Annotated in this window: 21 protein-coding genes; all 21 read left to right on the forward strand. The window is 59.8% G+C overall.

All coding sequences use genetic code 11. The annotated features are described in order from the left end of the window. The first annotated feature begins 3 nt into the window (after positions 1-3). The 21 genes from fleR (at position 4) to flhA (ending at position 20,216) form a co-directional block, all read left to right on the forward strand. A complete protein-coding gene (gene fleR / locus ACYZTZ_RS05045; protein WP_461997423.1) occupies positions 4-1,389 on the forward strand; it encodes a sigma-54-dependent response regulator transcription factor FleR in 1,386 nt (461 codons plus the stop codon). A gap of 265 nt (positions 1,390-1,654) precedes the next feature. Further along, complete coding sequence (gene fliE / locus ACYZTZ_RS05050; RefSeq protein WP_461997424.1) at positions 1,655-1,984, forward strand: flagellar hook-basal body complex protein FliE; 330 nt, start codon at positions 1,655-1,657, stop codon at positions 1,982-1,984. Positions 1,985-1,998: 14 nt separating this feature from the next. After that, a complete protein-coding gene (gene fliF, locus ACYZTZ_RS05055) occupies positions 1,999-3,786 on the forward strand; it encodes a flagellar basal-body MS-ring/collar protein FliF (RefSeq protein WP_461997425.1) in 1,788 nt (595 codons plus the stop codon). Next, positions 3,779-4,798 (forward strand): flagellar motor switch protein FliG, encoded by a 1,020-nt coding sequence (gene fliG / locus ACYZTZ_RS05060; RefSeq protein ID WP_007948903.1) that lies wholly within the window; start codon positions 3,779-3,781, stop codon positions 4,796-4,798. Before fliF ends, fliG begins: the two co-directional genes overlap by 8 nt. A gap of 7 nt (positions 4,799-4,805) precedes the next feature. After that, complete coding sequence (fliH, locus tag ACYZTZ_RS05065) at positions 4,806-5,615, forward strand: flagellar assembly protein FliH (RefSeq protein WP_461997426.1); 810 nt, start codon at positions 4,806-4,808, stop codon at positions 5,613-5,615. Further along, the gene (fliI, locus tag ACYZTZ_RS05070) at positions 5,605-6,963 is read left to right on the forward strand and encodes a flagellar protein export ATPase FliI (protein ID WP_046046383.1); all 1,359 of its coding nucleotides are present in this window, start codon (positions 5,605-5,607) and stop codon (positions 6,961-6,963) included. Before fliH ends, fliI begins: the two co-directional genes overlap by 11 nt. A 6-nt stretch (positions 6,964-6,969) precedes the next feature. Then, positions 6,970-7,419 carry a flagellar export protein FliJ gene (gene fliJ, locus ACYZTZ_RS05075; RefSeq protein WP_033055981.1) on the forward strand — a complete coding sequence of 150 codons (450 nt, stop codon included), beginning with the start codon at positions 6,970-6,972 and terminating at the stop codon, positions 7,417-7,419. A 96-nt stretch (positions 7,420-7,515) separates the two neighbouring features. Next, complete coding sequence (locus tag ACYZTZ_RS05080; protein ID WP_046046382.1) at positions 7,516-7,815, forward strand: STAS domain-containing protein; 300 nt, start codon at positions 7,516-7,518, stop codon at positions 7,813-7,815. Positions 7,816-7,820: 5 nt separating this feature from the next. Continuing rightward, positions 7,821-9,527, forward strand: a complete 1,707-nt coding sequence (locus ACYZTZ_RS05085; RefSeq protein ID WP_461997427.1) for an ATP-binding SpoIIE family protein phosphatase — start codon at positions 7,821-7,823, stop codon at positions 9,525-9,527. A 30-nt stretch (positions 9,528-9,557) separates the two neighbouring features. Next, positions 9,558-9,926 (forward strand): Hpt domain-containing protein, encoded by a 369-nt coding sequence (locus ACYZTZ_RS05090; protein ID WP_461997428.1) that lies wholly within the window; start codon positions 9,558-9,560, stop codon positions 9,924-9,926. Positions 9,927-10,009: 83 nt separating this feature from the next. Then, a complete protein-coding gene (locus ACYZTZ_RS05095; RefSeq protein WP_461997429.1) occupies positions 10,010-11,371 on the forward strand; it encodes a flagellar hook-length control protein FliK in 1,362 nt (453 codons plus the stop codon). A 233-nt stretch (positions 11,372-11,604) separates the two neighbouring features. Then, on the forward strand, positions 11,605-12,105 hold the full coding sequence (gene fliL / locus ACYZTZ_RS05100; RefSeq protein WP_033055987.1) for a flagellar basal body-associated protein FliL: 501 nt from the start codon (positions 11,605-11,607) through the stop codon (positions 12,103-12,105). Positions 12,106-12,114: 9 nt separating this feature from the next. Continuing rightward, positions 12,115-13,083, forward strand: a complete 969-nt coding sequence (fliM, locus tag ACYZTZ_RS05105) for a flagellar motor switch protein FliM (protein ID WP_008024584.1) — start codon at positions 12,115-12,117, stop codon at positions 13,081-13,083. Between the two features lie 71 nt (positions 13,084-13,154). Then, positions 13,155-13,613 carry a flagellar motor switch protein FliN gene (gene fliN, locus ACYZTZ_RS05110; protein ID WP_008151080.1) on the forward strand — a complete coding sequence of 153 codons (459 nt, stop codon included), beginning with the start codon at positions 13,155-13,157 and terminating at the stop codon, positions 13,611-13,613. Next, positions 13,614-14,060, forward strand: a complete 447-nt coding sequence (gene fliO / locus ACYZTZ_RS05115) for a flagellar biosynthetic protein FliO (RefSeq protein ID WP_149629157.1) — start codon at positions 13,614-13,616, stop codon at positions 14,058-14,060. Further along, a complete protein-coding gene (gene fliP, locus ACYZTZ_RS05120) occupies positions 14,060-14,818 on the forward strand; it encodes a flagellar type III secretion system pore protein FliP (RefSeq protein WP_056742078.1) in 759 nt (252 codons plus the stop codon). Before fliO ends, fliP begins: the two co-directional genes overlap by 1 nt. Next, positions 14,815-15,084, forward strand: coding sequence for a flagellar biosynthesis protein FliQ (gene fliQ / locus ACYZTZ_RS05125; protein WP_007948918.1), 270 nt, complete (start codon positions 14,815-14,817; stop codon positions 15,082-15,084). Before fliP ends, fliQ begins: the two co-directional genes overlap by 4 nt. 3 nt (positions 15,085-15,087) lie before the next feature. After that, positions 15,088-15,870, forward strand: coding sequence for a flagellar biosynthetic protein FliR (fliR, locus tag ACYZTZ_RS05130; RefSeq protein WP_461997430.1), 783 nt, complete (start codon positions 15,088-15,090; stop codon positions 15,868-15,870). Between the two features lie 3 nt (positions 15,871-15,873). Then, positions 15,874-17,013, forward strand: coding sequence for a flagellar biosynthesis protein FlhB (flhB, locus tag ACYZTZ_RS05135; RefSeq protein ID WP_461997431.1), 1,140 nt, complete (start codon positions 15,874-15,876; stop codon positions 17,011-17,013). A 177-nt stretch (positions 17,014-17,190) separates the two neighbouring features. After that, complete coding sequence (locus ACYZTZ_RS05140) at positions 17,191-17,850, forward strand: hypothetical protein (protein ID WP_461997432.1); 660 nt, start codon at positions 17,191-17,193, stop codon at positions 17,848-17,850. A 236-nt stretch (positions 17,851-18,086) separates the two neighbouring features. Then, complete coding sequence (gene flhA / locus ACYZTZ_RS05145; RefSeq protein ID WP_461997433.1) at positions 18,087-20,216, forward strand: flagellar biosynthesis protein FlhA; 2,130 nt, start codon at positions 18,087-18,089, stop codon at positions 20,214-20,216. Positions 20,217-20,219: the final 3 nt, after the last annotated feature.

Genomic DNA, 20,219 nt, shown 5'->3' on the forward strand with positions numbered 1-20,219 from the left:
GACATGGCAATCAAGGTTTTACTGGTCGAGGATGACCGCGCGCTACGCGAAGCACTGGCGGATACGCTGCTGCTCGCGGGGCACGACTACACGGCGGTAGGCTCGGCAGAAGAGGCGCTGGCGGCGGTTGGTAATGAGGCGTTCAACCTGGTGCTGAGTGACGTCAACATGCCAGGCATGGACGGCCATCAACTGCTCGGATTGCTGCGCACTCGTCAGCCGCAGTTGCCGGTGTTGCTGATGACAGCTCACGGCGCCGTGGAGCGGGCGGTCGATGCGATGCGCCAGGGCGCGGCGGATTACCTGGTCAAACCGTTCGAGCCCAAGGCATTGCTCGATCTGGTGGCGCGTCATGCGCTGGGCTGTCTCGGTGCGGCCGAGGGCGAGGGGCCTGTAGCGTTCGAGCCGGCCAGTGCGCAATTGCTGGAACTGGCCGCGCGGGTAGCGCGCAGTGATTCCACGGTATTGATCTCCGGTGAGTCCGGGACCGGTAAAGAAGTGCTGGCGCGTTACATCCATCAGCACTCTCACCGCGCCAGTCAGCCGTTCATTGCGATCAACTGCGCAGCCATCCCCGACAACATGCTCGAAGCCACGTTGTTCGGTCATGAAAAGGGCTCGTTCACCGGCGCCATCGCGGCGCAGGCCGGCAAGTTTGAACAAGCTGATGGCGGGACCATCCTGCTCGACGAAATTTCCGAAATGCCTCTCGGGCTCCAGGCCAAGTTACTGCGAGTATTGCAGGAGCGCGAAGTTGAGCGGGTCGGCGCCCGCAAGCCGATCACGCTGGATATTCGGGTCGTGGCAACCACCAACCGTGACCTGGCGGGTGAGGTGGCGGCGGGGCGTTTTCGCGAAGACCTTTACTATCGCCTGTCAGTGTTTCCGCTGGCCTGGCGTCCGTTGCGCGAACGTACCGCCGATATCCTGCCATTGGCCGAGCGCCTTCTGGCCAAGTACGTCAATAAAATGAAGCATGCCGCGGCAAGGCTGTCGCCTGAGGCTCAGGCGTGCCTGATCGGTTATCCGTGGCCGGGTAATGTGCGTGAACTGGATAACGCGATTCAGCGGGCGCTGATCCTGCAGCAGGGCGGATTGATACAGCCTGAGGATTTCTGTCTGGCCGGGCCGGTCGCCTGTGCGCCGTTGCCAGCCTTGGTGCCAGTGTCCGTGCGAACCGTGGAGGTCGAATCCGAGTCGGGCGGGGCGCTGGGTGATGACCTGCGTCGCCGTGAGTTCCAGATGATCATCGACACTTTGCGCTCCGAGCGCGGCCGTCGCAAAGAGGCCGCCGAGCGACTGGGCATCAGCCCGCGCACCCTGCGTTACAAGCTGGCACAGATGCGTGATGCCGGAATGGACGTGGAAGCGTACCTGTTCGCCACCTGAAAGTTGACGCAAGTAACGCCGATCTAAATGTGGGAGCGAGCCTGCTCGCGAAGGCGGCGTATCAGGCACATAAATGTCGACTGACACACCCTCATCGCGAGCAGGCTCGCTCCCACAATGGTTTTGTGGTGAATCATGGATCGATAGGCTTTTGTTTGGAGCGGCCACGGAGCTGGCACCCTTGTTGCTAACACCTCACTACCCGCCGAGTGAGTGTCAAAAAATTGCGGGTCGCCAAAGACGTAGCTCGTCAAAGAGAGAGACCATGAGCCAAGGTATTGAATTCAATCGATTGATGCTGGACATGCGCTCCATGCAAATGGATGCCATGTCTGCGTCGAAATCGACTGCCGCAGTCCCTCAACTGGGTGGCAGCAGCTTTTCCGACATGCTCGGTCAGGCCGTCAATAAAGTGAACGACACCCAGCTGGCGTCCAATCAGTTGGCCAGTGCCTTCGAGATCGGCAAAAGCGGTGTCGACCTGACGGACGTGATGATTTCCTCGCAAAAGGCCAGCGTGTCTTTTCAGGCGTTGACCCAAGTACGTAACAAGCTGGTTCAGGCATACCAAGACATCATGCAGATGCCGGTTTAAGGACGATTTGAGTCATGGCAGAAGCAGTCGCCGATAATGTTCCGGCCAAGGCCACTCCAATAGACGGCAAGCCGCCGCTGTTCGGGTTGTCCTTCCTGGAAAACCTCTCCGAGATGACCATGTTGCGTCAGGTAGGCCTGTTGGTCGGCCTGGCTGCGAGCGTGGCGATTGGCTTTGCCGTGGTGTTGTGGTCCCAGCAGCCGGACTACCGGCCTCTGTACGGCAGCCTTGCCGGTATGGACGCCAAACAGGTCATGGATACCCTGGCCGCAGCCGACATTCCCTATACCGTTGAACCGAACTCCGGTGCCTTGCTGGTCAAGGCCGATGACCTGTCCCGTGCGCGAATCAAACTCGCGGGCGCTGGTGTCACTCCCAGCGATGGCAACATCGGTTTTGAAATTCTCGACAAGGACCAGGGCCTGGGCACCAGCCAGTTCATGGAAGCGACCCGTTATCGTCGCGGTCTCGAAGGCGAACTGGCCCGCACCATTTCCAGCCTGAACAACGTCAAGGGTGCTCGCGTGCACCTGGCGATTCCGAAAAGTTCGGTGTTCGTGCGCGACGAGCGCAAGCCGAGCGCTTCGATTCTGGTGGAACTGTACTCCGGTCGCTCGCTGGAGCCTGGCCAGGTACTGGCGATCATCAACCTGGTGGCCACCAGCGTTCCCGAACTCAGCAAATCCCAGATCACTGTCGTCGACCAGAAGGGCAACCTGCTGTCGGATCAGGCGGAAAATTCCGAACTGACCATGGCCGGCAAGCAATTCGATTACAGCCGTCGCATGGAAAGCATGCTGACTCAGCGCGTGCACAACATTCTGCAACCGGTGCTGGGCAATGATCGCTATAAAGCCGAAGTCTCGGCCGATGTGGATTTCAGTGCCGTCGAGTCGACCTCCGAGCAGTTCAACCCGGACCAACCGGCGTTGCGCAGCGAGCAGTCGGTCAATGAACAACGTACCGCCAGCAATGGCCCGCAAGGTGTGCCGGGCGCTTTGAGCAACCAGCCACCCGCGCCGGCTTCCGCACCGCAAACCACCGGTGGCGCTACCGCGTCAGCCGGCATGGTGCAGCCAGGCCAGCCACTGCTGGATGCCAACGGTCAGCAAATCATGGACCCGGCCACCGGCCAGCCTATGCTTGCACCGTACCCGGCGGACAAGCGTCAACAGTCCACCAAGAACTTCGAGCTTGACCGTTCCATCAGCCACACCAAACAACAGCAGGGCCGTTTGAATCGCCTCTCGGTGTCGGTGGTGGTGGACGACCAGGTCAAGATCAACGCGGCCAACGGTGAAACCACCCGTGCGCCGTGGACCGCCGATGAATTGGCGCGCTTCACTCGCCTGGTACAGGATGCCGTCGGCTTCGACGCCAGCCGTGGCGACAGCGTCAGCGTAATCAACATGCCGTTCTCCGCCGAGCGCGGTGAAGTGATTGCCGAAATTCCGTTCTACTCCCAGCCGTGGTTCTGGGACATCGTCAAGCAAGTGCTGGGAGTCTTGTTCATCCTGGTGCTGGTGTTCGGTGTGCTGCGTCCGGTGCTCAACAACATCACCGGTGGTGGCAAAGGCAAGCAGTTTGCAGGCTTGGGCAGTGACGTCGAGCTGGGTGGGATGGGCGGCCTGGACGGCGAACTGGCCAACGACCGCGTCAGTCTCGGTGGCCCGACCAGCATTCTGCTGCCGAGCCCGAGCGAAGGCTATGACGCACAGTTGAACGCAATCAAGAGTCTGGTGGCAGAAGATCCGGGTCGCGTGGCCCAGGTCGTGAAAGAGTGGATTAACGCAGATGAGTGATAACCGAGCCGTTGCCGCCAAACTGTCCAAGGTCGACAAAGCCGCGATTCTGCTGCTGTCCCTGGGTTCTACCGACGCCGCTCAAGTGCTGCGCCACATGGGGCCTAAAGAGGTCCAGCGTGTGGGTGTGGCCATGGCCCAAATGGGTAACGTGCACCGCGAGCAGGTCGAGCAGGTGATGAGCGAGTTCGTCGACATCGTCGGCGACCAGACCAGCCTCGGCGTCGGCTCCGACGACTACGTGCGCAAAATGCTCACCCAGGCCCTGGGCGAAGACAAGGCCAACGGCCTGATCGACCGCATCCTGCTGGGTGGCAACACCAGTGGCCTCGACAGCCTGAAGTGGATGGAACCGCGCGCCGTCGCCGACGTGATCCGTTACGAACACCCGCAGATCCAGGCGATCGTGGTGGCGTATCTCGATCCGGACCAGGCGGGCGAAGTGCTGGGTAACTTCGACCACAAAGTGCGTCTGGACATCATTCTGCGGGTCTCCTCGCTGAATACCGTGCAGCCTGCGGCCCTGAAAGAACTCAACCAGATTCTCGAGAAGCAGTTCTCCGGCAACTCGAATGCCTCGCGCACCACCTTGGGTGGCATCAAGCGCGCGGCGGACATCATGAACTTCCTCGACAGCTCGATCGAAGGTCAGCTGATGGACTCGATCCGCGAAGTCGACGAAGACCTGTCCGGTCAGATCGAAGACCTCATGTTCGTCTTCAACAACCTGTCCGATGTCGACGATCGCGGCATTCAGGCGCTGCTGCGCGAAGTGTCTTCCGACGTGTTGGTGCTGGCCCTCAAGGGCTCGGACGAAGGCGTCAAAGAGAAGATCTTCAAGAATATGTCCAAACGGGCGGCCGAACTGTTGCGCGACGACCTCGAGGCCAAAGGCCCAGTGCGCGTCAGCGACGTGGAAACCGCGCAGAAAGAAATCCTCACCATTGCCCGCCGTATGGCCGAAGCCGGAGAAATCGTTCTCGGCGGGAAGGGCGGCGAAGAGATGATCTAAGGTCACTATGTCGTCCAAACATGATGAGTCCAACACCGACCTGATCCGTGGCAAGGACGTCGCTGGTTTCGACGTCTGGTCGCTGCCCAGTTTCGATCCGTTCGTGCCGGAACCCGAGCCGGAACCTGAGCCCGAGCCGCCGGAAATGGAAGAAGTGCCACTGGATGAAGTCCAGCCACTGACCCTCGAAGAACTCGAAAGCATTCGCCAGGAGGCCTACAACGAAGGCTTCGCCACGGGCGAAAAAGAAGGTTTCCACAGCGCCACGCTCAAGGTCCGTCAGGAAGCCGAGGTGGCCCTGGCCGCCAAGATTGCCGCTCTGGAGCAACTGATGGGGCATTTGTTCGAGCCTATCGCCGAGCAGGACACCTTGATCGAAAAGTCCCTGGTCGACCTGGTGCAGCACATCACCAAACAGGTGATTCAGCGCGAACTCGCCATCGACTCGACGCAGATCGAACACGTCATGCGTGAAGCCCTCAAGCTCTTGCCGCTGGGCGTGGGCAATGTGCGGCTGTACATCAATCCGCAAGATTTCGAACAGGTCAAAGCCCTGCGCGAACGCCATGAAGAAACCTGGCGCATCGTCGAGGACGAGGCGTTGTTGCCCGGCGGTTGCCGGGTCGAGACTGAACACAGCCGTATCGACGCCATGGTCGAAACCCGCGTTGCGCGGGTCATGGACAAGCTGTTCGATCAATTGCACGAACAGGCTTTGCACCCGGCCGAACCGGATATGAGCCTGGAACTGCCGATCAGCGACAAGCCAGCGGTCGCGCCGGTCGAACCTGAACTGGACGTTCCCGATGCGCCTTGATCGCACCAGCTTCGCCAAGCGCCTCGGCAGCTACGCCGAGGCCACGGAGCTGGAAGGCGCGCCGATCCTTGAAGGCCGCTTGCTGCGCATGGTCGGCCTGACCCTCGAGGCCGAGGGCTTGCGCGCCGCCATGGGCAGCCGCTGCATGGTCATCAATGACGACAGTTATCACCCGGTGCAGGTCGAAGCCGAGGTCATGGGCTTCTCCGGCAGCAAGGTGTTTCTGATGCCGGTCGGCAGCGTTGCCGGCATCGCTCCCGGTGCCCGTGTGGTTCCTCTGGCTGATACCGGCCGTCTGCCGATGGGCATGAGCATGCTCGGGCGGGTGCTCGATGGCGCCGGTCGTGCGCTGGACGGCAAGGGCGGAATGAAGGCCGAAGATTGGGTGCCGATGGACGGTCCGACCATCAACCCGCTCAAGCGCGAACCGATCAGCGAGCCGCTGGACGTGGGCATTCGCAGCATCAACGGTTTGTTGACGGTCGGTCGCGGTCAGCGTCTTGGCCTGTTCGCCGGTACGGGCGTGGGCAAGAGTGTCCTGCTGGGCATGATGACCCGCTTCACCGAGGCCGACATCATCGTCGTCGGGCTGATCGGTGAGCGGGGTCGTGAAGTTAAAGAATTCATCGAGCACATCCTCGGTGAAGAAGGGCTCAAGCGTTCGGTGGTGGTGGCGTCCCCGGCGGACGATGCGCCGCTGATGCGTCTGCGCGCTGCGATGTACTGCACACGAATCGCCGAGTATTTCCGCGACAAGGGCAAGAACGTCCTGTTGCTCATGGACTCCCTGACCCGTTTCGCCCAGGCCCAGCGGGAAATCGCCCTGGCCATCGGCGAGCCGCCGGCGACCAAGGGTTATCCGCCCTCGGTGTTCGCCAAACTGCCGAAACTGGTGGAGCGGGCCGGTAATGCCGAGAAGGGCGGGGGGTCGATCACCGCGTTCTACACCGTTTTGTCCGAAGGCGATGACCAGCAGGATCCGATTGCCGACGCCGCGCGAGGCGTGCTCGACGGGCACATCGTGCTGTCCCGGCGCCTGGCCGAGGAAGGTCATTACCCGGCCATCGATATCGAAGCGTCCATCAGCCGGGTCATGCCGTCGGTGGTTACGCCGGAACACATGATGCGCGCCCAGTATTTCAAGCAACTGTGGTCGCGTTATCAGCAGAGTCGTGACTTGATCAGCGTCGGCGCCTATGTGGCCGGTGGTGATCGGGAAACCGACCTGGCGATCTCCCTGCAACCGCAGTTGGTGAAATACCTGCGCCAGGGCCTGAACGACAGCATCAGCCTGGGCGAAAGCGAAGCCTATCTCGGCACGATTTTCGCCCCCGCGGCCGGCGGTTAACCGGCCATGGCCCAGAGCCGAGCCTCGCGCCTGGCCCCCGTGGTCGAAATGGCCGAAAAGGCCGAGAAAACCGCGGTCCTGCGTCTGGGGCACTTCCAGGGGCAAGTCCGTCTGGCCGAAAGCAAACTCGCCGACCTCGAAGCCTTTCGTCTCGACTATCAAGAGCAATGGATCGTGCGCGGCAGCAGTGGCGTGTCTGGCCAATGGCTGCTGGGTTATCAAGGCTTTCTGGCGCAACTGGGTACCGCCATCGACCAGCAGCGACAAAGCCTGGTATGGCATCAAAACAACCTGAACAAGGCGCGGGAATCCTGGCAGCAGGCGTTTGCCCGGGTCGAAGGCTTGCGCAAACTGGTGTTGCGCTACATGGATGAGGCGCGGCGGCTGGAAGACCGACGCGAGCAAAAGCTGCTGGATGAGTTGTCCCAGCGGTTGCCGCGTCAGGATCCTTATTGATCAGGCAGGGTTCAACCGTTTTCCCGCCTTGCTCCTGCCCTCGCCAAGTGCTAAACCTTGTACACGTACGTTCACCAATGACAAGGAAGCCGTTAAATGCCAGTTGTTACAGAAGTCTCCCAAGATGGTCAAAAGCTGACGATATCGGTCAAGGGACGATTCGATTTCGCCAAGCATCAGGAATTTCGTGAGTCCTATGAGGACAAGAAGCTCTCCGCAGTTGTCGTCGACTTGAAAGAAGCGACCTACCTCGACAGTTCGGCGCTGGGCATGTTGCTCTTGCTGCGTGATCACGCTGGTGGCGACAATTCCGATATTCGCGTCGTCAACAGCAGTACCGACGTGAAGAAGATCCTCGCCATTTCCAATTTCGACAAACTGTTCGACATCAGTTGAACGGCATGCAGTCGCCGTTCGAACCGCTGACGATCCTGATCGCCGAAGACAGCGCGGCTGATCGCATGCTGCTGTCGACCATCGTCCGTCGCCAGGGGCATGAGGTGCTGACGGCCGCCAACGGTGCCGAAGCCGTTGAAGCGTTTCGCCAGCAACGGCCGCAACTGGTGCTCATGGACGCGATGATGCCCGTGATGGACGGTTTCGAGGCGGCGCGGCAGATAAAGGTATTGGCAGGGGAAACCCTGGTGCCGATCATCTTCCTCACCTCGCTGACCGAAAGCGAAGCGCTGGCCCGCTGTCTGGAGGCCGGGGGCGACGACTTTCTGGCAAAACCCTACAACCAGGTGATCCTCGCCGCCAAGATCAAGGCGATGGACCGCTTGCGCCGGTTGCAGGCCACGGTGTTGCAGCAGCGCGACCAGATCGCCAGGCACCACGAGTACCTGCTCAACGAGCAACGCGTGGCCAAGGCCGTGTTCGACAAGGTGGCCCACTCCGGCTGCCTGAATGCACCGAATATCCGCTACCTGCAATCGCCCTATGCATTGTTCAACGGCGATCTGCTGCTGGCCGCATTCACCCCGGCCGGCGATATGCATGTGCTGCTCGGCGATTTTACCGGTCATGGTTTGCCGGCCGCGGTCGGTGCCATGCCCCTGGCCGAAGTTTTCTATGGCATGACCGCCAAGGGTTACGGCCTGTCCGAAACCCTGCGCGAGATGAATGCCAAGCTCAAGCGCATCCTGCCGGTGGACATGTTCTGTTGTGCAACGCTGCTGTGCCTGAGTTTTCAGCGACGTTCGGTGGAGGTCTGGAACGGCGGGATGCCGGACGGTTATCTGCACAGCATCGCCAGCGGTGAGCGAACGCCGCTGGCGGCTCGGCATTTGCCGCTCGGCGTGCTGAGCCCGCAGTCCTTTGATGATCGCACCGAGGTGTTTCCGATGGCGGTCGGGGATCGGGTCTTCCTGTTGTCCGACGGGGTGATCGATACCTGCGATGCCAACGAACAGTTGTTTGGTGTGGAGCGATTGCAGCAGGTGTTTGCGGCCAATCGTCAGCCTGATGAGTTGTTCGAAGAGATCGAACAGGCGTTGCGGGACTTTCGCGGCGAGGCCCGTGATGACGTGAGCATGGTCGAGGTCAGTCTGCTGGAGGCCGCACAACTGAGCCCGCCGGCGCTGGTGTATTCCGACAGTGGTCAGTCCTGCCCGCTGGACTGGTCAGTGAGTTTCGAGTTTCGCGCCGCCACGCTCAAACGCTTCAATCCGCTGCCGTATCTTCTGCAATTACTGCTTGAGGTCCACGGTCTGCGGGCTCAGAGTGGGGCGCTCTACAGTGTGTTGGCCGAACTGTATTCCAATGCCCTGGAACATGGGGTGCTGGGGCTGGATTCGAGTCTCAAGCGCGATGCCTCGGGTTTCACTCGCTATTATCAACAACGCAATACACGCCTGGACGAGTTGCAGGACGGCTTCGTGCGGGTGCATTTGCAGGTGACACCCAAGGGCGAGGGCGGGTGCCTGACTGTTCGGGTTGAAGACAGTGGCAAGGGTTTCGATGTCGCGCGGGTGATGGAGCGGCCCGTGGATGGTGTCCGTCTGTCGGGACGTGGCGTCAGTCTGATCCGTCAGCTGGGCCACAATGCGAGTTGGTCCGACGATGGTCGAAGTGCCCGCGTGGAGTTTTTCTGGGAGGCTCTGGCATAATCCACGCATTCTTGATCAAGGAGTGAGCAAGTGGCTGACACACACCTGGACCGCGACGTGCTGAACGCGTTGCAAGAGGTCATGGAGGATGAGTATCCGACGTTGCTGGATACCTTTCTCGCCGATTCCGAAGAGCGTTTGCGCATCTTGCGAAAGGCTGAAGATGCTGCGCAGCTCATGAATGCTGCCCATAGCTTCAAGGGCAGTAGCAGCAACATGGGCGCCATTCGCCTGGCTGAGTTGTGCCATGAGCTGGAGCAACGCGCCAAGCAAAAAAGTCTCGCCGGCATTGAAAAACTGGTGGGCGAAATTGATGACGAATTTGCGATTGTCCGGCCGCTCTATGAGGCCGAGCGTCAGCGTTCTCTCTCTGCCAATGAGACCGTCCGGCGCTTTTAGCGCCTGTCACTCAAATCTGGCGTGACCTTTGCAGTAATCTCCGTCAACTGTACCTACGATCCCAGTGCAGCGGAGACCGTTCCATGCCCGTTACCCCCAATATGCTTCTTCAGGCCGCCGCGCAGGCCAAGACTCAAGCCGCTTCCGCCAATACACCGGCGCTGGCCGCTGAGCCTGGGGACAAGGCATCCAGCTTCGCTCAGGTCTACGCCAATCAAGCCCGGAACAAACCCTCAGTGGTGGGTGATGGATCGGCCAAGCCGCTACGCGATAAAGCGCCGGACATTCCCGATAAAAAGGACGTCAGCAACGACAAGTCTGCCGCCCCGGAACCTGCGGTTGCCGATAGCGGCAAATCCTTGCCTGCCGATAAACCGGCGCAGGCTGACGACGAGGCCGCCAGCGATGACGGGTCGGATACTGCGCAGACGCCGGTTGCCGATGCCGCACCCGTTGACCCGACGCTGGATCCTGCGTTGATGCAGGTAGTACAACCTGCGGTGCCAGCACCGGTGCCGGCAGCTCCGCCCGTTGCAGTCACCCCACAACCGCAGGTCGAGGTGGCTGTGACGGCGGCAACGACTCCGGTTGTTGCAAGCGCTGACCCCGATTTCGATCCCGAAGCTGATCCCCTCGACGCACTGCCCGCCGTGCGCATGGCCATGGAGCAGGGCGGCCATATTTCGGCTGCGAGTCAGGCCCAGCCCAAAGCGGCACCGACCTCGGCCCAGGCCCAGGCCGACGGCGAGTCAACCTCGGCGCAGACCTTCGCCGCAGGCATGGCGAGCATGCTCGATGTGCAAGCCGACAAGGACAGCACCGGCCAGGGCGGCGACAAGGCCTTCGGTGGTCTTATCGATGACGGTCTCAAGGACCTGAAGTCCGCGAGTAGCGATACCCGAGTCGACGATTTCGCCAACCGTCTGGCGGCACTGACCCAGGCGGCCACGCCGAAAACCGCCAACGCATTGCCGGTGAATCAACCGATCGCCATGCATCAGAGCGGCTGGACCGAAGAAGTAGTGAACCGGGTCATGTACCTGTCCAGTGCCAATCTCAAGGCGGCCGACATCCAGTTGCAACCGGCTGAACTGGGGCGCCTGGACATTCGGGTGAACATGGTTCCGGATCAGCAGACCCAGGTGACGTTCATGAGCGCCCATCCAAGTGTTCGCGAAGCGCTGGACGGGCAGATGCATCGCTTGCGTGACATGTTTGCGCAGCAGGGTATGGGCCAGGTTGACGTCAATGTGTCCGACCAGTCCCGTGGCTGGCAGGGCCAAGGGCAGGAACAGGCTCAACAAGGTCAAGGCCAGGGCGGACGCACTAACGCCAGCGGTGGTCGTCTCGATTCCATGGGCGAAGAGCTTGCGCCAACAGCTGCCGAAGTAGCGGCCAGCACCACCAGCGTCATCGGCTCCAGCGCCGTCGACTACTACGCCTGATCAAATCAGGCACCAAACCCTGTGGGAGCGAGCCTGCTCGCGAAAGCGGTGTGTCAGCCTCATTGATGTTGACTGACACTACGCCTTCGCGAGCAGGCTCGCTCCCACAGTGGATTTGCCGTGTTCTTCAATGACAGCCATTCCACCCATCTTCCTTCAGACACTTCTGGCATAACACTTGCTCTTGCCTTGCCGTGCGACTGTGAAAACCCGAATAGTGACGGATTATTGGCATGGCGAAGAGCGAAGCAGCAGTAAAAGACCCCGCAACCAAAGGCAAACTCAAGCTGATCATTGTGATCGTGGTGGCCCTGCTGCTGGCGATCGGCTTGTCCGTGGGAGCGACCTGGTTCTTCATGCACAGCGCCCAGAGCAAGCCTGCCGCCGCGGCTGAAACCGCCCCGGTCGGCAAGCAGCCAGCGATTTTCGAGCCCATGGCGCCGGCCTTCGTGGCCAACTACAACCAGAACGGTCGTCAGCGCTACATGCAGGTGAGCATCACCATGCAGGGTCGCAATCAAGCCGATCTGGAAGCGCTCAAAGTTCACATGCCTGTCATCCGCAATAACCTGGTCATGCTGTTCTCCGGGCAAGACTTCGCCACCCTGGCGTCGCCGGTCGGCCAGGAAATGTTGCGTCAGAAAGCCACGGCCAGCGTCCAGGAAGTGGCGCAGAAAGAACTCGGCAAAGTGGTCATCGAGCAGTTGCTTTTCACTAATTTCGTACTGCAGTAGGAACACGACATGGCCGTGCAGGACCTGCTGTCCCAGGATGAGATCGATGCGCTGTTGCATGGCGTCGACGATGGTCTGGTACAGACCGATACCGCTGCTGAACCCGGCAGTGTCAAAAGCTACGACCTGACCAGTCAGGATCGCATCGTCCGTGGACGCATGCCGACCCTGGAAATGATCAACGAGCGTTTCGCCCGTTACACCCGCATCAGCATGTTCAACATGCTGCGCCGCTCGGCGGACGTTGCCGTCGGTGGCGTGCAGGTGATGAAGTTCGGCGAATACGTGCACTCGCTGTACGTGCCGACCAGCCTCAACCTGGTCAAGATCAAACCGTTGCGCGGCACCGCACTGTTCATCCTCGACGCCAAACTGGTGTTCAAACTGGTGGATAACTTCTTCGGCGGCGACGGCCGTCACGCGAAGATCGAAGGGCGTGAGTTCACCCCCACTGAACTGCGTGTGGTGCGCATGGTGCTGGAGCAGGCGTTCGTCGATTTGAAGGAAGCCTGGCAGGCGATCATGGAAGTGAACTTCGAGTACATCAACTCGGAAGTGAACCCGGCCATGGCCAATATCGTCGGCCCGAGCGAAGCCATTGTGGTGTCGACCTTCCACATCGAACTCGATGGCGGTGGCGGCGACCTGCACGTGACCATGCCGTACTCGATGATTGAACCTGTACGCGAAATGCTCGACGCCGGCTTCCAGTCGGACCTCGACGATCAGGACGAACGCTGGGTTAACGCCTTGCGCCAGGACGTGCTGGACGTTGACGTACCGATCGGTGCCACGGTTGCCCGTCGCCAGTTGCGCCTGCGGGACATTCTGCACATGCAGCCGGGGGACATTATCCCGGTCGAGATGCCGGAAGAGATGATCATGCGCGCCAACGGCGTGCCTGCGTTCAAGGTCAAGATGGGGTCGCACAAAGGCAACCTCGCGTTGCAAGTGATCGAGCCGATCGAGCGCCGCTGACCGGCGCTCCAACCCCCTGTGCTTTTAACTGACGGCTCCTGATTGAATGGATGCCCGCCGAGGACAAATTGATGGCTAACGATATGAACACCCAGGACGACCAGGCGCTGGCCGATGAATGGGCTGCGGCCCTGGAAGAAACCGGCGACGCCGGGCAGGACGACATCGACGCCTTGCTGGCTGCCGACGCCGCCAGTTCGCCGTCCAACCGTCTGCCGATGGAAGAGTTCGGCAGCGTGCCGAAGAACAACGATCCGGTCACCCTCGACGGTCCGAACCTGGACGTGATTCTCGATATCCCGGTGTCGATTTCCATGGAAGTCGGCAGCACTGATATCAACATCCGTAACCTGCTGCAGCTTAACCAGGGGTCGGTGATCGAGCTCGATCGTCTGGCCGGTGAACCGCTGGACGTGCTGGTCAACGGCACGCTCATCGCTCACGGTGAAGTGGTAGTGGTCAACGAGAAGTTCGGCATCCGCCTGACCGACGTGATCAGCCCAAGCGAACGCATCAAGAAGTTGCGCTGAGTGAAAAAGGTTCTGGGTTTTGTGCTGGCGTTGCCGTTCAGCGTTCTGGCTGCCGAGCCGGTGGCGACCGCTACTGCGGCCGCCGCGCCGGCGGTCAGCAGCGGTGTGGCCGGACAATTGACGCAGTTGGTGTTCGGTTTGCTGCTGGTGCTGGGGTTGATCTTCTTTCTCGCCTGGTTGCTGCGTCGGGTGCAACAGGCCGGACCAGCCGGCAAGGGGCAGGTGATCGAGCTGATCGGTTCCCGCGCGCTTGGCCCGCGTGACCGTCTGATGCTGGTGCAGGTCGGCAACGAGCAGATTCTGCTTGGCTTGAGCCCCGGCACCATCACCGCGTTGCACGTGCTCAAGGAGCCGGTGCAAGTGCCCAGCGGTACTGAAAAAGCGACCCCCGAGTTTGCCCAGCGCCTGATGGAGCTGATGGGCAAGGATCATAAGGATAAGAAGTAATGGGTGCGCTACGCATCATCTTGACGCTGGCCCTGATGCTGGTCGCGCCACTGGCGTTCGCCGCCGATCCGTTATCGATCCCGGCGATTACCTTGGGCACCAATGCCAACGGCGCTCAGGAGTATTCGGTCAGCCTGCAAATCCTGCTGATCATGACTGCGCTGAGTTTTATCCCGGCGTTCGTCATGCTGATGACCAGTTTCACCCGGATCATCATCGTCTTCTCGATCCTGCGTCAGGCCCTCGGCTTGCAACAAACGCCGTCGAACCAGATCCTCACGGGCATGGCGCTGTTCCTGACCCTGTTCATCATGGCGCCGGTATTCGACCGGGTTAATCAGGATGCCTTGCAGCCGTACCTGGCGGAGAAACTCACCGCTCAAGACGCCGTGGCCAAGGCTCAGGTGCCGATCAAGGATTTCATGCTTGCCCAGACTCGCACTAGCGATCTGGAGTTGTTCATGCGCTTGTCCAAACGCACTGATATCGCGTCGCCGGATCAGGCGCCGCTGACGATTCTGGTTCCCGCGTTCGTCACCTCCGAGCTGAAAACCGCGTTCCAGATTGGCTTCATGATCTTCATTCCGTTCCTGATCATCGACCTGGTCGTGGCCAGTGTGCTGATGGCCATGGGTATGATGATGCTCTCGCCGCTGATCATTTCCCTGCCATTCAAGATCATGCTGTTCGTGCTGGTGGATGGCTGGGCGTTGATCATCGGCACGCTGGCGAGCAGCTTCGGCGGTGTATCGCCATGACGCCAGAAGTTGCGGTAGACATCTTCCGGGAAGCGCTGTGGCTGACCACCATGATGGTTGCCGTGCTGGTGATTCCGAGTTTGCTCGTGGGCCTGTTGGTGGCGATGTTCCAGGCCGCTACGCAGATCAACGAACAGACCCTGAGCTTCCTGCCGCGCCTGCTGGTGATGCTGGTGACGCTGATCGTCGCCGGTCCGTGGTTGGTGCAGACATTCATGGAATACATCCTGCAGTTGTACGGCAGTATTCCTCAGGTCATCGGCTAAACCATGTCGCTACTCCAGCTGACCGATACCCAGATCAGTACCTGGGTGGCGGCGTTCATGTTGCCGCTGTTTCGCGTCGGTTCGTTGTTGATGGTCATGCCGGTTTTCGGTACGACCCTGGTGCCCAGGCGGGTCCGTCTATTTTTCGCAGTGGCCATTACCGTGGTCATCGCTCCTGGCCTGCCGCCGATGCCGCCGGTCAATGCGCTGGACTTGAGCGGGCTGCTGCTGATTGCCGAGCAGATCCTCGTCGGTGCGGTGCTGGGTTTCTCCTTGCAGCTGTTCTTCCAGGCCTTCGTGGTCGCCGGGCAAATTGTCGCCGTTCAGATGGGTATGGGCTTCGCGTCGATGGTCGATCCTACCAACGGCGTGTCGGTAGCGGTGATCGGGCAGTTCTTCACCATGCTGGTGACGTTGTTGTTCCTGTCGATGAATGGCCATCTGGTGGTGTTCGAAGTCCTCACCGAAAGCTTCACCACGCTTCCGGTCGGTAGCGGGTTTATGGTCAATCATTACTGGGAGCTGGCCGGCAAACTCGGTTGGGTCTTCGGGGCTGCTTTAATGCTGGTGCTGCCAGCGATCACCGCGCTGCTGGTGGTCAACATTGCGTTTGGCATCATGACCCGGGCGGCGCCGCAGCTGAACATCTTCTCCATCGGCTTCCCGCTGACCCTGGTGCTCGGGATGTACATCCTCTGGGTGGGGCTTGCAGACATTCTCAATCAGTATCAACCGCTGGCCTCCGAGGCCTTGCAGTTTTTACGCGAACTGGCACAGGCGCGCTGAGTCATGGCTGAGAGCGAAAGCGGTCAGGACAAAACAGAAGACCCCACGGAGAAGCGTAAAACTGATTCCCGTGAGAAGGGCGAGATTGCGCGCTCCAAGGAACTCAATACGCTGGCGATCATGTTGGCCGGTTCCGGTGCGCTGCTGATTTTCGGCGGGGCGTTGGCGCAGGATCTGATGGATCTGATGCGGATGAATTTTTCCCTGCCGCGTGAAGTCATCCTCGATCAGCGCTCCATGAGTACCTACCTCATGAACTCAGGGCTGATTGCTTTGCTGGGGATCCAGCCGATCATGATTACCCTGGTGTTGGCTGCATTGATTGGGCCTATCTCCCTGGGTGGATGGCTTTTTTCGGCTGGCACCATGGCGCCGAAGTTCAGTCGGATGAATCCTGCCGCCGGCCTCAAGCGGATGTTTTCGACGAAGGCGCTGGTGGACCTGCTCCAGGCGTTTGCGAAGTTTTTAATCATCCTGACGGTGGCTCTGAAGGTGTTGTTGTCGGACATCGACGACCTGATGCGCATTGGGCACGAGCCGTTGGAGCTTGCGGTCATCCACTGTCTGCAAGTAGTGGGCTGGAGCGCTTTGTGGATGGCCTGCGGGCTGATCATCATTGCAGCGGTGGACGTGCCGGTGCAGCTTTGGGAAAGCCACAAGAAACTGCTGATGACCAAGCAGGAAGTGCGTGACGAGCATAAGGATCAGGAAGGGAAGCCAGAGGTTAAACAACGGATTCGCCAGCTGCAGCGCGACATGTCCCAGCGCCGGATGATGGCGGCGATTCCCGACGCCGATGTGGTGATCACCAACCCGACCCACTACGCCGTAGCGCTCAAGTACGATCCAGACAAGGGTGGGGCGCCGATGCTGATCGCCAAGGGCAGCGACTTCCTGGCCTTGAAGATCCGTGAAATCGCTGTGGCCAACGAAGTGCTGCTGCTTGAGTCGCCGGCACTGGCGCGTTCGATCTACTACTCCACCGAACTTGATCAGGAAATCCCTGGCGGGCTCTACCTTGCCGTCGCCCAGGTACTGGCTTACGTCTACCAGATCCGCCAGCACCGTGCCGGCAAGGGCAAACGCCCGGATCCGCTCAAGGACGATTTGCCGATTCCGCCGGATTTGCGGCGCGATTCCTGAGCGCCACCGTCCGTCTGAAAACGCTGTGTACCTGGTAGTTCTGACAGTAGACACACTTCCTCTTAAGCGTTGTCATGGCCTTGGGAATTCTCCCGTTCGATGTCCTTGCTATGGTCGTTCAATGAGTCGATTGATCACTATGGATGGGCGTTCATTCAGGCATTTGAGGTTACGGTCATGGCAGAGCGTGAATACAGAAAGCTTCAAGGGATGGCGTTGGAATTTGTTTCGGGAGTCCTGGAGGAGGATCGGCTCGAGCGCACGATCAGTTACTCGGCTACGTTCGACATGACGCTGGACTTTACGCATTTTGTGCAGATGGCCAATGCCTATATTCCGGGTTATCTGAGCAACCCTATCAATGCGATTCGCCCCGAACTGGACGGGTTCGGCTACCACTATGCATACAATTACTTCTTCGGTGCTGCTGGCAATATTGGTGATAACCGCGCGTTGTTCGATGTCTTCACGTCCCCCCGTTATTACATGGATCAGTGGTCAAGTGGAGGGCTGGAGGAGCGTTATCACAAACCCCAATTCAGTGTGGTCGATGGCCGTTTGCACGTTGTCGCGCGCAAGGACTTTCGTTGGGAGAGCAAGCGTGAGATCAACGTCGAAGATCTGCCGGTCATTCCCTTTCAATGGGCGCTTAACCTCATGCAGGGGCACGACTTTTCTGGTCAGAAGGCACCTTTAACCATCGTGGTGCTCGGTTACGCTGAGGAGGATTTTGTCGCGGTAGAAGGTCTTCAAATGCATAGAGGTACACGGTACATGGTCGGCAAGGCGCTTCATTTCGGTCCGATCCACAAAGAGCAGATTCTGACGGCGCGTTAATCCCTTTTGTAGCAGCTGTCGAGCCTGCGAGGCTGCGTCCGGCTGCGAAGCAGTCGTAAAACCTTGCGAGGAGTTCGTAGAGCGCGATCCCGCCTCGAACGCTCGACAGCTGTTACAAAAGCTCAATAGATCCCTCTATTTCCTGCCTTGGCAAAAGTTGGAAGGCTTCTTGCAGTAGCGGCTCTGCGCCTGCTTCAGGCGTCAAAAAGTTTGCTTTAAAGGAACGGGGAATACCGGTGGATCGCTCTCAGTTACTCAACAGTGCTCGCACAAACGTTGCCGACTTAAGTCGGGGCAATCTGGGTGTGCCGTTGTTGCTGCTGGTCATGCTGGCGATGATGATGTTGCCGGTGCCGCCGTTCCTGCTGGACGTGTTCTTCACGTTCAACATCGCGTTGTCGATTGTCGTCTTGCTGGTCTGTGTTTACGCCTTGCGGCCGCTGGATTTCGCGGTGTTCCCGACCATTCTGCTGGTGGCGACGTTGCTGCGACTGGCGCTGAACGTGGCCTCCACGCGGGTGGTGATGCTCCACGGTCAGGACGGCCATGCTGCTGCGGGTAAGGTGATCCAGGCCTTCGGCGAGGTGGTGATCGGCGGTAACTACGTGGTCGGTATCGTGGTCTTCGCGATTTTGATGATCATCAACTTCGTCGTGGTGACCAAGGGTGCCGGGCGGATTTCCGAGGTGAGTGCGCGTTTCACCCTCGATGCGATGCCCGGTAAACAAATGGCCATCGACGCCGACTTGAATGCCGGCCTGATCGATCAGAACCAGGCCAAACTGCGCCGGATGGAAGTGGCCCAGGAAGCCGAGTTCTACGGTTCCATGGACGGTGCCAGCAAGTTCGTTCGCGGTGATGCCATTGCCGGCCTGCTGATTCTGTTCATCAACCTGATCGGCGGCATGGCGGTCGGTATCTTCCAGCACGGCATGACCTTCGGCGATGCCGGTCGGGTGTACGCCTTGTTGACCATCGGTGACGGTTTGGTGGCGCAATTGCCATCACTGCTTTTATCTACAGCTGCAGCGATCATGGTGACCCGTGCTTCCGGTTCGGAAGACATGGGCAAGCAGATCAATCGCCAGATGTTCGCCTCGCCCAAAGCGTTGGCGGTAGCTGCTGGCCTGATGGCGGTCATGGGGCTGGTGCCCGGCATGCCGCACTTTTCCTTTCTCAGCATGGCAGCCCTGGCGGCTGGCGGCGCGTACCTGTTCTGGAAGAAGCAGAACGTGGTCAAGGTTCAGGCCCTGCAAGAGGTCAAGCGTCAGCAGGAACTGCTGCCATCACCGGCTCGCGCTCAGGAAACCAAGGAGCTTGGCTGGGACGACGTCACTCCGATCGACATGATCGGCCTGGAAGTCGGCTACCGGCTGATTCCGCTGGTGGACCGCAATCAGGGTGGTCAGTTGCTGGCGCGGATCAAGGGTGTGCGCAAGAAGCTGTCCCAGGACCTGGGCTTCCTGATGCCGACCGTGCATATCCGTGACAATCTTGACCTGGCGCCGAGTGCCTATCGCCTGACCCTGATGGGGGTGATCCTGGCCGAAGCGGAGATTTACCCGGACCGCGAACTGGCGATCAACCCGGGGCAGGTCTACGGTACGCTCAACGGCATTACCGCCAAAGATCCGGCTTTCGGTCTGGAGGCGGTCTGGATCGAAGTCAGCCAGCGTGCCCAGGCACAATCCCTCGGTTACACCGTGGTCGATGCCAGTACGGTAGTGGCAACCCACTTGAACCAGATTCTGTACAAGCACTCGAGCGAGTTGATCGGTCACGAAGAAGTACAGCAACTCATGCAATTGTTGGCCAAAAGCTCGCCAAAACTGGCCGAAGAGCTGGTGCCGGGTGTGGTGTCTCTGTCGCAGTTGCTCAAAGTATTGCAAGCCTTGCTGGCCGAACAGGTGCCAGTACGGGACATTCGCAGCATTGCCGAAGCTATCGCAAACAACGCCAGCAAGAGTCAAGATACTGCCGCGCTGGTGGCCGCGGTGCGTGTCGGCGTATCCCGCGCAATCGTCCAAAGCATTGTAGGGACTGAGTCGGAGCTGCCAGTTATCACGCTGGAGCCAAGGTTGGAACAAATATTGCTCAATAGTCTTCAGAAGGCAGGACAAGGCTCGGAAGAGGGCGTTCTGCTGGAGCCAAGCATGGCTGAGAAGCTGCAACGCTCGTTGATCGATGCGGCGCAGCGTCAGGAAATGCAAGGTCAGCCGGTGATTCTGCTGGTAGCCGGTCCGGTTCGCGCGATGCTGTCGCGATTCGGCCGATTGGCAGTCCCGGGTTTGCATGTGTTGGCTTACCAGGAAATTCCTGACAACAAGCAAGTGACCATCGTTGCGACAGTAGGGCCCAACGGCTGAGGT

The organism is Pseudomonas sp. LB3P58 (assembly GCF_054897895.1).